Source organism: Moraxella caprae DSM 19149, from assembly GCF_000426885.1.
Taxonomy (GTDB): Bacteria; Pseudomonadota; Gammaproteobacteria; order Pseudomonadales; family Moraxellaceae; genus Moraxella; species Moraxella caprae.
In genome coordinates, this window is record NZ_AUGF01000001.1 from 47,410 (window position 1) to 61,330 (window position 13,921).

The following is a 13,921-nucleotide window of genomic DNA, read 5'->3' on the forward strand; positions in this document are numbered from 1 at the left end:
CCTACAAGCCCAATCCCAATTTATAAAGAAAAATTTTAAAGGGCATTCATCAACAATCCAATCATTAAAAATGGTTAAAAATTAACCACATCTTATCTTTATTTTGCCCAATTTACCCTATTTTTGTAAAAAATTTACCCAAAATCGCAAAAAATACTTGCAAAATATCCGTACGCATGTACACTATGCACCTGATGATAATACAAATTTTTGCGTTAGCGATTTTAACAATAACGCCGATGATTGCCACTAGGCGATTTTGAAAAAATTTGTTACAATAAACTTTTATATTTTATAAGGTGACGGCATGGGCATTCTAAAAAACACCCAAAAACCAACTTCCCAACCCACAAAAACACAGACGGCAACGAATGCCACCATTGACATCGCTCAGATTCGTGAGTTGATTGAACTCATGGAAGAAAAGGATTTGGCAAACCTAGAACTGGGCAACGATGACAGCTATATTCATCTGACCCGTAACGTGGCGGTGCAAACCGTTGCCGTCCCCCAAGCCGTCATTTCATCAGATAGCACCCCTGCTGTCGCCCCCACACCCAAAGCCCCGAGCGGTAAGGTTGAGACATCACCCATGGTCGGGGTATTTTACTCTGCCCCTAGTCCGAACGACCCACCTTTTGTCAAAGTCGGGCAAAAAGTAGAAGCAGGCGACCAGCTTGGTATCATCGAAGCCATGAAAATCATGAACCCCCTAGAAGCCACCCAAAGCGGTATCATTGAAGAGATTTTGGTGTCTAACGCTGACGTGGTGCAGTTTGGACAACCTGTCATTCGCTACAAAGCCTAACGGGTGAGTTATGATTAAGAAGTTATTGATTGCCAACCGTGGCGAGATTGCCCTGCGTATCGTACGTGCGTGCAAACAGCTTGGCATACAGACGGTGGGCGTGTATTCATCGGCGGACAAGGATTTGATGCACCTGCGGTTTTGTGATGAAGCGGTCTGCATTGGCGATGCCCCATCCACCCAAAGCTATCTGTCCATCCCTGCCATCTTGACCGCTGCCGAGATAACGGGGGCGGATGCCATCCATCCTGGTTATGGCTTTTTGTCCGAAAATGCCGACTTTGCCGAGCAGGTCGAAGAAGCAGGGCTGACTTTTGTAGGCCCCCACCCTGACCACATCCGCCTGATGGGTAACAAGGTCTCTGCCATCAATGCCATGAAACAAGCAGGCGTACCCACTGTCCCCGGTTCGGTCGGTGCCATCACCCTGCACAATGCCGAAGAGCAAGCTCGTGCCATCGGCTTTCCACTCATCGTCAAAGCGGCAGCTGGCGGGGGTGGTCGTGGCATGCGTGTGGTCGAGCGTTTTGAAGAGCTTATCAATCAAGTCCAAGCCGCCAAAACCGAAGCCAAAAACGCCTTTGGTGATGATACGGTCTATATGGAGCGGTTTTTGAAAAACCCACGCCACGTAGAAGTCCAAGTCCTAGGCGACGGCAATGGCAACGCCCTACATCTGTTTGACCGTGACTGCTCACTCCAACGTCGCCACCAAAAGGTGCTAGAAGAAGCCCCTGCCCCTGGTATCCCTGACGACATCAAACAGCCAATTTTAGATGCGTGCGTGCGTGCGTGCGAACAAATCGGCTATCGTGGGGCGGGGACGTTTGAGTTTTTGTATGAAAATGAGCAGTTTTTCTTTATCGAGATGAATACTCGTGTGCAAGTTGAGCACCCTGTGACCGAGATGATTACGGGTATTGATATCATTGTCGAACAGCTTAAAATCGCCGCAGGTTATGGTCTGTCCTATCATCAAGATGAGATTACCATTCACGGTCATGCCATGGAATGCCGTATCAATGCCGAAGACCCCAAGACCTTTATGCCCTGCCCTGGTCGCATTGACAATCTATTCGCCCCAAGCGGTTCTGGCGTGCGTTTTGACAGTCATCTGTATCAAGGGTACAGCATTCCTAGCTACTATGACTCGATGATTGGCAAGCTTATCTGCCACGCCCAAACTCGCAAACAGGTCGTACAAAAAATGCTCCACGCCCTAGATGAACTCATCATCGAAGGCATTAAGACCAACACCGCCTTGCACCGTGATGTGATATTGCAAGATGAAGCCTTTACCGAAGAAGCCCAAAACATTCATTATTTGGAAAATCATTTATTAAAGAGCAACTAACTCATCACTCTTTAACAAACCAATAAAAAACCTTGGCCCTCACCAAGGTTTTTTATTATTACGCCCGATTCTCTTCACTCTGCACATCTTTAATGCCTAACATATCAAGCAAGGCATCTGTGCCTGAGGAGCGAGTTAGGTTAGGATTAATAACCAACCCCAAATGCCGTTGTAATTCGATGTTTTCTTTCAAATCAATCTTTACCAAATCTTGATTAATGAGTGTCTCAGGTAGCACCGACCAGCCCAGTCCTACCGATACAAGCATACGGATGGATTCTAACGGATTGGTACTCATGGTGGCAAAGGGGCGCAGGTTGTGCTTATTAAACTCAGCCAAGGTAATCTGACTGGTAAAAGTATTCGCCGCAGGCAAAATGGCAGGATGGCGTGCCAGTTGCAAGAGACTCACAGACGACTGCTGTGCCAATGGGCTTAGTACCCCCGTGACAAAATACAGCGGGTCAGACCACAGCGTATGATACGCCAGTCGTCTGTCAAAAGTCGGGGGTAAGGTCAAAAATGCCAATGCCACATCGCCTTCTAGCACCGCCTTGTGTGCCGTTTCGCTGTCCATGAACTGTACTTCTAGCTGAACAGACGGATAGGTTTGAATAAACTGCTTTAAGACGGGGGGCAAGTGGTGCAGTCCGATATGATGACTGGTGCCGATGACCAGTCGTCCCGTTGCCACTTCCTTTGAGTAAAGCAGACTGGCTTTACAGCTTTCATAGTCTTCAAGCCATTTTTTAGCGTAGGGCAGTAGCTCATGAGCCGATGCTGTGGGGATAATGCCACGCCCGATGGTGTCAAACAGTGCCGTGCCAAACTCATCTTCTAAGCTCTTAATCCGCTTGGAAACGGCAGGCTGGGTAATAAACAGTTTCTCGGCAGCACCTGAGATACTGCCAGTTTGCATGACGGTGATGAACGTGGATAAATTGGTGGTATTCATGTCGCACTCCTGCGTAAATGATTATCGTATTATGACAAAGTTGTCAGTGCAATATTATACCAAATTTTTGGGGATTGGTAATAACTTTATTTACTTTTGGTTATGTTTTTTAAAAAACAAATAAGACAAAATGATGAAAATATTAGTTTTAAGTGGCTTTCTAATAAATATCTCACATCTGTCTTAGCTTTGCTAAATTGTGATACAATACCATGTTACCTGCTATCTTTGATAATGTCATGACCGCCCACAATCCCACTTTTACCCAGAAATTCACCATTGCAATGATTGGCTTTTTTGCCTTTTTACAGGTCTATTCAGTGCAGGCGATTTTGCCGGTACTCATGCAGGAATTGCAGGCAAGCGAAGTACAAGTGGGGCTGGCGGTTGGGGCAACAGTCATGGCGATTGCCCTGATGTCGCCTTTTATGGGCATGCTCTCGGATGCCTTTGGGCGACGGCGGTTTATCATCGGCTCGCTACTCATGCTCGCCATTCCTACTTTCATGGTCGGCATGGCAGGGTCGGTGGACGGGCTGACTTTTTGGCGGTTTTTGCAGGGGCTTGCCGTCCCTGGTATCACGGTGGTACTCATTGCCTACATTGGCGAAGAGTACAGCAACAACATCGCTGGCATGATGAGCCTGTATGTAGCAGGCACGGTATTGGGCGGATTTAGCGGACGGTTCTTTGCAGGGCATTTGCACGAATGGATAGGCTGGCGGTGGGGCTATGGGGTCATGGCGGTGCTGACCTTGGTGGGGGCGGTGTGGGTACTAAAAAGCCTGCCCAAATCACAATATTTTAAAAAAAGCCAAAACTTCCAAGATGCCCTACGCCTGCTCCTATCCCACACCAAAAACCGCCATGTCATGAGTGCCTGCCTGCTCGGTGGCTGTGTACTGTTTAGCTTGGTGGGCTGTTTTACCTTTATCAACTTGCACCTAGCCGATGCCCCTTATCGGCTGTTACCATCTCATCTGGCGAACATTTTTGCTCTGTATCTCATTGGCATGGTCATCACCCCTTTGTCCGCCAAAATCATCGCTCGCTTTGGCATGACGGGCACCATCATCTTTGCCGTCATCTGCTCCATCACAGGGCTGTTCATCACGTTATCCACCCCCTTACCACTCATCATCATCGGCTTGACCATCATGTCATCAGGGGTGTTCATCACGCAGTCGGCGACCATCAGCTACATCGCAAGCCATGTCAAAGAAGGGCGTTCGCTGGCGTCAGGACTGTACTACATGGGCTACTATGGCGGGGGCAGTGTAGGGGCATGGGTCTGTGCCATCGCCTACGCTCATGGTGGATGGCTCTATGCTGTACTGACCATCTTTGGCGTGCAACTGCTGGCGTTAGGCGTGGTAATGGGTCTTATGAAAAAGGCGTGATGATAAAAGGTATTTTCAATGAACAGACCTTTTGACATACTCCCACCACCAAACCTAGCGGTTATGGTGGGGGGGGAATCTTTGCGACCCATAGCAATTTAGTTTGCTACCTTTCGCTATGCCACTATCGCTGAATAGTATAGGCATAGGGGGACTCTTTATACAGTAGCAAGCCCTGCTACATCAGCTAATGCTTGATTGCGTATATTATTACTTGCATTGATATCACGGTCATGATGTGTTTGACAGCTAGGACATGTCCAATTCCTCACCGACAACGCCAAACTGTCTAATTTGTAATGACAATGCGAACAAATTTTACTACTGGCAAAGAACCGATTTACTTTCAGAATATTTTTACCATACCAATTTGCCTTGTAAGTGAGTAGGGTAACAAATTGACCCCAACCTACATCATGAATCGCTTTGGCAAGTTTTCGGTTCTTTACCATGTTTTTTACCGCCAAATCTTCAAGTGCATAGCTTGTCGCTTGGTTTTCGCAAATAAGACTATGTGTGATTTTGTGGTGTAAGTCTAGCCGAGAATGTCGTACTTTTTCATGAGTATGAGCAACGGCTAATTTTTGTTTTTGATAATTTTTACTTTGTTTTTGTTTGCGAGCAAAGATTTTTTGTTGTACCGCCAGTCGTTTGCTGGCACGGGTTAAATACTTTGGATTATCAAACTTGCTACCGTCTGATAGATTGAGTAAGTGGCTAATACCTAAATCAATACCAAGTGTTAGATTTGGTTCTATCGTTGTCGGTGTTGGCAATGTTTCATCATTTTCAACCAATAAACTTGCATAATATTTGCCTGTGGCGGTTTTACTAATTGTAACCGTTTTGATATTGCCAATAAATTTACGACTAAATACAGTTTTAATGCCTTTGATTTTAGGTAGATTTATAATGCCTTGTTCAAAATTTACGGTACAGTGTTGGGGGCATTGATAGCTACGCCCTGGGATTTTTTTAGATTTAAACCGTGGAAAACTGGCACGACCTTTGAAAAAGTTAGTGAAAGCGGTATAGACATTTAGCAAGGCATTGAGTAATGATTGGCTATTAACCTCGTTTAGCCACGCAAACTTGCCTGTTTTCTTTTTCTTAACCAACTGGTTTTATATTCGAGTACGAGATAACGACTTGCCAAACATGGCATAGTAGCGTTTTTGCAATGCCAACGCCCAATTATAAACAAACCGAACACAGCCAAAGTGTTGTTCAAACGCTAAGGCTTGTTGCTGGTTTGGATAAATTCGGTATTTGTAGGCTTTGAGCATGGCTTGTTAGATAATTGAAATATGGGTATCATTTAGTGTTAGTCACAAAATATCGTAAAAAATGGGGGGTTGAGCTGTTAGAGTTCAATGGGGAGGCTGACCATGTGCATTTACTGCTTGATATGCACCCTAATATTATGCCAAGTAAATTTATCAATAATCTAAAAACGGTAACTAGCCGATTGATGAGAAAGGAGTTTGCAAAGCATTTGGCACACTTTTACTGGAAGCCTGTACTTTGGACTAGAGCGTATTGTTTGCTCACGACAGGGGGTGCTACGATTGATACAATTAGGCAGTATATCGAAAAACAAGAACGCCCTGATTAGGGTGTTAGTGCTCACATCTCCACCTAAATCAAAGATTATAGGTGGAGAATTACGCACGATAAGTTAACCTACAGCACCAGATGGATTGTTATTTACCCGATTTGCACATAAATCTACCCATTTTTACCGAATTTTTGCTACAATAGCACAACTTTTTATTTCCCTTTTATTTTTTAGCATTTATGAATAACACTTACGACAGTCGTACACAGGCGGATTTTTCTGACGAACAAGCAGGATTTGAGCAAACAGGATTCGCCTTTGAAAACGAAAATTTATTTGACAACATCACCACCAGCATTCAAAATATCCTAACCAACATCAAACACAGCTACACTAACACCGCAAGCGATTTGGTTGATGAGATTTATGTAACGGGCAGTCAGGAGCAGATTAATGATGCTCTAAATCAATTTGTGGTGCAAAATGTCGGCATGGTGCTAGATTTACACCTTGAACTTTTTGATGGCTTTTTAAGACTCTACTGCACAGCAGATGTGTTAGATATGCACCTGTCGGTAGCGTGTAATTTTAAACTCACCGAAGCTCGTCTTGACCGTCATGTTCAGCGGTTCGCCTTTGAACAAATCTCCAACACCGACATCATCACCCTACACAGCAAATCATGGTGGAAGACCCCTGCTATCAAGTTTGCCGTGCCTGCCTATCGCACCTTACTTAGAAAAGACCCCCTGCCCTTTTTGTTGTCGCTGTCGCCCAAACTCAAAGGCAAGCCCTTTATCGAGTATAAAGGCAACGTCATCTACTTAGAAATCGGACGTTGGCTCCCCGAGAACATCAAAAATTACCTAAAAAAAGCTCAGGTCAATCACGGCGTGGTTAAAAAAGAACAGCTTATCTTAAAAGTACAGCCCAACTTTGGCGATATATTGAGCTTTGGCGACCCAAATAGTCCCATCATCACCGAAAAAGACAATCCTAATAAGGTGGGTGATACATGATTGATTGCCAATTCATGCTCTCATAATAGCGTTCAATTTTTCAACCATAAAAAGTTTATAATTACGTCAATCTTACACCACCCATCCGTTTTAGATGTAACGATAGCGAACAAAAAACACCCAAGCGACAACTTGGGTGTTTGTTTTGCCAAAGCGATGATTACTTGATACGCATATCGCCCGTTTCAACAAAACGTTGGTGCCATGATAGGGCTTCTAGCAATAGGTGCGGGGTGTGTACACCGCCTGATTTTTGGCTTGCCACGAATGCACGGTCATAATAATCACGGAGCATATCACGGTAATCAGGGTGCGAGCAGTTGTCAATGATAAGTTTGGCACGCTCTTTTGGCGACTTACCACGCAAATCCGCCATGCCTTGCTCAGTTACGATAAACATCACGTCATGCTCGGTATGGTCGTGGTGGCTTACCATTGGCACGATAGCCGAGATTGCCCCACCTTTTGCGGTAGACGGGCTGACATAAATGCTAAAAAAGCCGTTACGGGTAAAGTCACCAGAACCGCCAATACCGTTCATCATGCGAGTACCCATGACGTGCGTTGAGTTTACGTTACCATAAATATCCGCTTCAATCATGGAGTTCATGCCAATCACACCCAAACGGCGAATGACTTCTGGGTTGTTGCTAATCTCCATAGGACGAAGGATAATTTTGTCTTTTAAAAACTCAATGTTTTCGTTAAAGCGAGCCAGAGCATCTGGGCTAAATGACAAGGCGGTGGCGGACGCTGTTTTCATCTTTTTGGCAAGAATCAAATCAAGCATACCGTCTTGCAATACTTCGGTATAACCTGTCAAATCGTCAAATGGAGCGTCCAATAGTCCTGCCATGACTGCGTTCGCTACGTTACCCACGCCTGATTGAAGTGGCAATAAGCTCTTAGGCAAGCGACCTGCTTTAACTTCATGGTCAAGAAAATCAATGACTTGGGCGGCGATACGCTTAGAGATGTCATCGGGTTCTGCAAACTTAGAGTTACGGTCACCTGCGTTGGTAAATACAATCGCTACGATTTTGTTGGGGTCAATCGCCAGCCCTGTGGTACCGATACGGTCAAACGCCCCTACCACAGGAATCGGCTTGCGGTGCGGTGGCAAGCCTACATCGCCATAGATGTCATGCATACCTTCTAAGCCTGCACTTAGGGCAGCGTTAATCTCAACGATGACTTTGTCGGCATTTTTGACCGCTTCTACGCCATGACCGATACCCATCGCAAAAATTAGCTCGCCATTTTCGGTAATGGCGGTCGCCTCAACGATAGCCACGTCAAATTTACCATAAAAGCCTTGACGCATTTGCTGTTCAACGTGCGATAGGTGCATGTCTTGATAAGCAATTTCGCCTGCGTTAATGCCGTTACGCAGGGTTGGGTCAGACTGAAATGGTGAGCGAAAATGCAAGGCTTTGGCTTCGGCAAGCACGCCATCACACTCAGGGGCGGTGGACGCACCTGTTACCATACCTACGCTAAATTTTTCGCCTTTGGCGTGAGCGTCTTTGGCTTTGTTGGCGATGGCGGTTGGCATTGCTTTAGGATAACCTGCCCCTGTAAAGCCTGTAACGGCAAGCATCATGCCATTTTGGATAAATTGGGCAGCTTCATCAGCACTCATTACCTTTTCACGCAAAGTAGCGTGGCGAACACGGTCAATTGACATAATCATTCCTTATTGAAGTCATGGAAATTAAAAATACCCTTTTAAACAGGTGCTAAGATTTTAACACCTGTTAGGGATAAAATAAATAGTTTGTTACAATATTTAGCAGGATTTTTTGACAGGCAAAATCAATCATTACCATTTATCATAATTGATTTTAAAAATCAAAGTCCCGCCTTTAAACTTGCCACAATAAACTTATCCAAATCACCATTTAACACCGCTTGTGTGTTGGACGTCTCAACGCCCGTACGTAAATCCTTAATGCGTGAATCATCAAGCACATAGGAGCGGATTTGCGACCCCCAACCGATGTCAGATTTACTGTCTTCTAGGGCTTGCTGTTTTTCCATGCGTTTTTGCATTTCAAGCTCGTAGAGTTTGGCACGGAGCATTTTCATGGCGGTGTCTTTGTTGGCGTGCTGTGAACGCTCGTTTTGACACGCCACGACCACGCCTGTGGGCCCGTGCGTGATACGCACGGCAGAGTCGGTGGTATTGACGTGCTGACCGCCTGCCCCACTTGAACGATAGGTATCGATACGTAGGTCGGCAGGATTGATGTCAATCTGCACGTTGTCGTCAATCTCGGGGGAGACGAACACTGCCGAAAATGACGTATGACGACCGTTGTTGCTGTCAAAGGGAGATTTACGCACCAAACGATGAACGCCAATCTCGGTGCGAAGCCAACCAAAAGCATAATCACCCTTGACCGCAATGGTTGCCGACTTAATGCCTGCCACACCGCCTTCGGAGACTTCTAAAACTTCCGCCTTAAAGCCATGCGACTCGCACCAACGCAGATACATACGCAAGAGCATCTCCGACCAGTCTTGGGCTTCTGTCCCGCCAGAGCCTGCCTGTATGTCTAGGTAGCAGTTGTTAGCGTCCATCTCGCCGCTAAACATACGTTTAAATTCTAAGTCTTCCACGCTTTTTAGGGCATCATCAAGCTCGGCTTGCACGTCTGCCAGCAGGCTCTCATCGTCCGCTTCTACGGCAAGCTCTAACATGGCGGCAGCGTCATCTAGCTTGACGGTCAAGCCGTCCACCACACCCACGATACCATCTAGGACGGATTTTTCTTTGCTGATTTTGGTGGCAAGCTCAGGGTCGTTCCAGATGTCGGGGTTTTCTAGTTCTAGATTAACTTCTTCTAGGCGTTCTTTTTTGCTTTCGACGTCAAAGATACCCCCAAAGCTCTTTGCCACGAGCGTGTAGGTCTTTGATTTGTTCTTGATATGGGGCGATTTCCATGATGATTACCTTAAAAAATAAAAAGCTTATTATAACAAATTTTCTCTACAAATGCGAAAAAACAAACACAACCTAAAAACACATGATTTGCTTTATTGTAACTTTTTGTTTATAATACACCATTTTCAACTGATTTTTGTAAATCATTGAAAATTATATCTTTAAAAAAATTAACAATCAATTAAGCTCTTTTAGGGCATATTATTTTAAATAAGGAGTTTACATGGAACTCACCGAAATCACGCTAAACGGCTACTATACGCTGATTTTGGCGACCATTGTCCTACTGGTGGGGCAATTTTTGGTTAAAAAGATTAAATTTTTAGAAGATTTTAACATCCCTGAGCCTGTGGCAGGTGGGTTACTTGCAGCTGCCATCATTTATTTTTTAAATTTCCAATATGGCTACGTTTTTAACATCCAAAAGGAACTCCAAACCGCCTGTATGCTCATGTTTTTCTCATCCATCGGCTTGTCGGCAGATTTTCGCCGTCTAAAAGCAGGTGGGTTACCACTGATTATCTTGACAGTGCTGGTTGGCTTTTTCCTACTTGTACAAAATGGGGTGGGTGTGGCACTGGCATCCATGCTCGGACTTGACCCTATCATGGGTCTGGTGGCAGGTTCTATCAGCTTGATTGGTGGTCATGGCACGGCAGGTGCGTGGGGGGCAACCCTTGAAAACGACTATGGCGTAACAGGGGCGATTACCATGGGTATTGCGGCAGCGACTTATGGCTTGGTGGCAGGCGGTCTTATCGGCGGCCCTGTGGCAAAACGTCTTATCAAAAATATGGGCATACAAACTGTTAATACCGCACCAAACAACGCCAATCTTGAAAAAACAGACGGTAATAATGATGCCAACAACACCGTGTTTGAAAAGTCTGACAGTGTCCGCCTGATTACTGCTGTGTCTGCAGTGGAGACTTTGGCTTTGTTTGCTGTGTGTTTGGTGGCTGCCGACTATATGAGCGGTGTCGCCAAAGACATCGAGTGGTTAGCTCAGCTTAAAGTTCCGACCTTTGTATGGGCATTGGCTACAGGCGTGATTTTGCGTAACGTTTTGACCAATCTTTTTAATTTTGATATGTTTGACCGTGCCATTGATGTGTTTGGTAATGCCTCTTTAAGCCTATTTTTGGCAATGGCACTCATGTCATTAAAGCTGTGGGAACTTGCCGACTTAGCAGGTCCTTTGGTTATCATCCTAGTTGTACAGACCATTGTGATGATTTTGTTTGCCTATTTTGTGACGTTTAGAGTCATGGGCAAAAACTACGATTCGGCAGTACTGGCGGCAGGTCATTGTGGTTTTGGTATGGGTGCAACCCCCACCGCCGTGGCAAACATGCAAGCCATTACCGACCGTTATGGCGTGTCCCACAAAGCATTTTTGATTATCCCGATGGTAGGGGCGTTTTTTGTAGACTTGATGAACCTAGTGGTGCTACAAGGCTTCTTGATGTTGCCATTTATGAAATAATCGGCATAAATAAAAAGGCGTATTCTCGGTACGCCTTTTTTGTTGGTAAATCTCTCATCAAATCCGCCAATCCACCACCTCCCATCCCTACTCTGTTGCATGAGCGGTTAACACCTCATCAGGGCAAACATACACCGCCTTATCAGCAAAACTCAAAAGCGGTAAATCTTTTTTGAATCTGAATAAGCGATGATTTTGTCAAAATAAACACCGTTGTTATTGGCGTATTTTATCTAGGGCATGCCTGTCATTGATAACATTTTTATAAAATAAGATGGAAATTTAACGTTTTAAATCAATTTTTGCATGAAAAATGGCTGTCCGACCACTTAATCAGACAAATTTTAAGATTTTAACTTAATTTTTTAAAATTAAGCGGTCGGATTGTGGCTCGAAGTCAAAAACTTGTCTGATAGTCTGATAGAATGACCATCAAACTTCACTTTTCCTTGAAAAACGTGCGATTTTTCGTGATTTTCATTGCAAATACCAAAGGTAAGCACGCCCTAATAATTTTGAAGTTTTAGACCGTATTTGCAATCATCTAAGACAATAGTTATGGCTTTTGAATTTTACCCACAAAAAAGAGCGATAAACACGCCCTTCTTTATGTTTTTGACCTCTTGAGAAATTACAATTTTATTGAGCTTGTCAAAATTCCAAATCCAATAAAATCAAGGTTTGCAAGCCAAAATTTTTGAATTTCTCAAGAATTCTAATCATCAACCAAATATCGCCGACAATGCCAAAAACGCCATGGCACTAATCATCCCTGCTGCAGGAAGTGTGATGACCCACGCAAGCCCGATGGGTTTCATGAGTTTCCAGTTGGTGCTTTTGTTCACAAGTCCAATACCCAGCACCGCCCCAACAAGGATATGCGTACTAGACACAGGAATACCAAGGCTTGACGCTCCCATGACGACCGCCGCCGCCGCAAGCTCGGCAGAAAAGCCCGATGCTGGGTGCATTTCGGTCAAATTCGTACCGACGGTCTGAATAACTTCTTTACCAATAAACCAAAGCCCCACGATAAGCGACACACCAAAGGTAACAAGTACAGGGGCAGGCACGGTCGCTTTGGTAGCAATGGCGTTTTCACGGATAACATCCATAATCGCCACAAAAGGCCCGACAGCGTTAGCGATGTCGTTCGAGCCATGGCTAAACGCAAACGCACAAGCGGTAAACACCTGCATCCAGCTAAACATGATAAAGGTCGCCTTACCTAAGTCCTCTTTGTGCTTGCCACGAATGGTCTTGGTATAGATAAAGGCGGTGAGCCACACCATCGCCCCAATCATGCCCATCACAAGAGCAGAATGCAAGGTGGATAAGTTTAGCCCTGTGTTTTTTAGACCCTTAAACACCACCATCGCTGTCATCACGACCGCACCCAAAGCAGCGATAAGTGGTACCCATGTTTTTAGGGCTTTTAGGGTATCAAGATTGTCTCTTTTGTTTTCTAGAGCGTACAATTCTTTGTAATAGCCCGTTTCAAGCTCATCGGGATTGTCCGTCTCTTTATAGATTTCTTGGTCTCGCAACAGGGCGGTTGTATAAGGCAATTTCTCAGAATCGCTTAATTTTTCAAAATGCTCTTTTTGGCGAGCTTTTAGGGCTTTTTTCTCTGATTTTAAGGCTTTGACCTCAAGCTCCATTTTGTCATTATATGCCAAAATGTTCTTTTTGACCAGTCCATAAATCACATAAGACAACGCCCCACCAAGTACAGGCGACAGCACCCACGAGATGGCAATCTCACCAATCTTTGACCATTTGACAGTAGATAAGGCAAGCTCTGACCCGCCCAAATTCACACCAAGTACAATGCCTGACCCCACGATACCACCAATGATGGCGTGTGTGGTAGAAACTGGCAAACCTCTTTTGGTGGCGAACAGTAGCCAAAATGCTGCTGCGATGAGTGCCGAGAGCATAAGATAAATAAACTGATTGGGCGACACCCCCAAATCCGAGATATCCACAATACCACTACGGATTGTATCGGTAACGGCAGCTCCAGCAAGCACCGCCCCCGACACCTCAAAAATTGCCGCCACCGCCAAGGCTTGGGTAACGGTAAGCGTCCCTGCTCCGACTGACGTACCAAAGGAGTTAGCAACATCGTTACCACCGATGTTAAACGCCATAAAAATCCCAAAAAATGATGCCACCAAGAACAGCACGACTTGCTGATGATTGGTATAATCAAGTCCCCACATCACAAAATAGACGCTAATACCTAACATCAATAAGGCAAAAAAGACATTCGCCGCCATGGGCGTAGACTGCTTCGCTGAATTTACCATAAAATCCGCCAAGGGTTGGTTAAATTAAAAGAATATCACAATAAAAAAGCCCCACCCATTTAACCCCTTAAATGGGTAACGC

12 protein-coding genes are annotated in these 13,921 nt (G+C 45.0%); 6 read left to right on the forward strand and 6 right to left on the reverse strand.

Going from position 1 to position 13,921, the window contains the following annotated elements; all coding sequences use genetic code 11:
* Positions 1-379: 379 nt before the first annotated feature.
* Together accB and accC are read left to right on the forward strand one after the other, a co-directional pair.
* Complete coding sequence (gene accB, locus K941_RS0100295; protein WP_029102016.1) at positions 380-808, forward strand: acetyl-CoA carboxylase biotin carboxyl carrier protein; 429 nt, start codon at positions 380-382, stop codon at positions 806-808.
* Between the two features lie 10 nt (positions 809-818).
* Positions 819-2,162 carry an acetyl-CoA carboxylase biotin carboxylase subunit gene (gene accC, locus K941_RS0100300; RefSeq protein WP_029102017.1) on the forward strand — a complete coding sequence of 448 codons (1,344 nt, stop codon included), beginning with the start codon at positions 819-821 and terminating at the stop codon, positions 2,160-2,162.
* A 58-nt stretch (positions 2,163-2,220) separates the two neighbouring features.
* Here the strand turns inward: accC and K941_RS0100305 are convergent, their stop codons facing one another.
* Positions 2,221-3,117 carry a LysR family transcriptional regulator gene (locus K941_RS0100305; RefSeq protein WP_029102018.1) on the reverse strand — a complete coding sequence of 299 codons (897 nt, stop codon included), beginning with the start codon at positions 3,115-3,117 and terminating at the stop codon, positions 2,221-2,223.
* Between the two features lie 239 nt (positions 3,118-3,356).
* Here K941_RS0100305 and K941_RS0100315 point away from each other — a divergent pair, with 239 nt between their 5' ends.
* A complete protein-coding gene (locus K941_RS0100315; RefSeq protein ID WP_029102019.1) occupies positions 3,357-4,517 on the forward strand; it encodes an MFS transporter in 1,161 nt (386 codons plus the stop codon).
* Positions 4,518-4,675: 158 nt separating this feature from the next.
* On the opposite strand, the gene K941_RS14205 is transcribed toward K941_RS0100315, so the two are convergent.
* Positions 4,676-5,635 (reverse strand): transposase, encoded by a 960-nt coding sequence (locus K941_RS14205; protein ID WP_228130338.1) that lies wholly within the window; start codon positions 5,633-5,635, stop codon positions 4,676-4,678.
* Positions 5,636-5,641: 6 nt separating this feature from the next.
* Positions 5,642-5,803, reverse strand: coding sequence for a helix-turn-helix domain-containing protein (locus tag K941_RS17665; protein ID WP_228130339.1), 162 nt, complete (start codon positions 5,801-5,803; stop codon positions 5,642-5,644).
* Between the two features lie 14 nt (positions 5,804-5,817).
* On the opposite strand from K941_RS17665, the gene tnpA reads away from it, so the two are divergent.
* On the forward strand, positions 5,818-6,132 hold the full coding sequence (gene tnpA, locus K941_RS0100325) for an IS200/IS605 family transposase (RefSeq protein ID WP_084137619.1): 315 nt from the start codon (positions 5,818-5,820) through the stop codon (positions 6,130-6,132).
* Between the two features lie 182 nt (positions 6,133-6,314).
* Positions 6,315-7,094 (forward strand): hypothetical protein, encoded by a 780-nt coding sequence (locus tag K941_RS14210; protein WP_051225754.1) that lies wholly within the window; start codon positions 6,315-6,317, stop codon positions 7,092-7,094.
* A gap of 160 nt (positions 7,095-7,254) precedes the next feature.
* On the opposite strand, the gene K941_RS0100335 is transcribed toward K941_RS14210, so the two are convergent.
* Both K941_RS0100335 and prfB read right to left on the reverse strand, forming a co-directional pair.
* Positions 7,255-8,781 (reverse strand): acetyl-CoA hydrolase/transferase family protein, encoded by a 1,527-nt coding sequence (locus K941_RS0100335; RefSeq protein ID WP_029102021.1) that lies wholly within the window; start codon positions 8,779-8,781, stop codon positions 7,255-7,257.
* A 164-nt stretch (positions 8,782-8,945) separates the two neighbouring features.
* Positions 8,946-10,041 (reverse strand): peptide chain release factor 2 gene (prfB, locus tag K941_RS0100340; RefSeq protein ID WP_112742417.1). Its coding sequence is split into 2 segments (ribosomal slippage): positions 8,946-9,968 and positions 9,970-10,041, totalling 1,095 coding nucleotides; the frame shifts between segments, so codons are not numbered across the junction.
* Between the two features lie 223 nt (positions 10,042-10,264).
* Between prfB and gltS the strand changes: the two genes are divergently transcribed.
* Positions 10,265-11,527, forward strand: coding sequence for a sodium/glutamate symporter (gene gltS, locus K941_RS0100345; protein WP_029102023.1), 1,263 nt, complete (start codon positions 10,265-10,267; stop codon positions 11,525-11,527).
* Between the two features lie 722 nt (positions 11,528-12,249).
* Here gltS and K941_RS0100350 read toward each other — a convergent pair.
* The gene (locus K941_RS0100350; RefSeq protein WP_051225755.1) at positions 12,250-13,839 is read right to left on the reverse strand and encodes an inorganic phosphate transporter; all 1,590 of its coding nucleotides are present in this window, start codon (positions 13,837-13,839) and stop codon (positions 12,250-12,252) included.
* Positions 13,840-13,921: the final 82 nt, after the last annotated feature.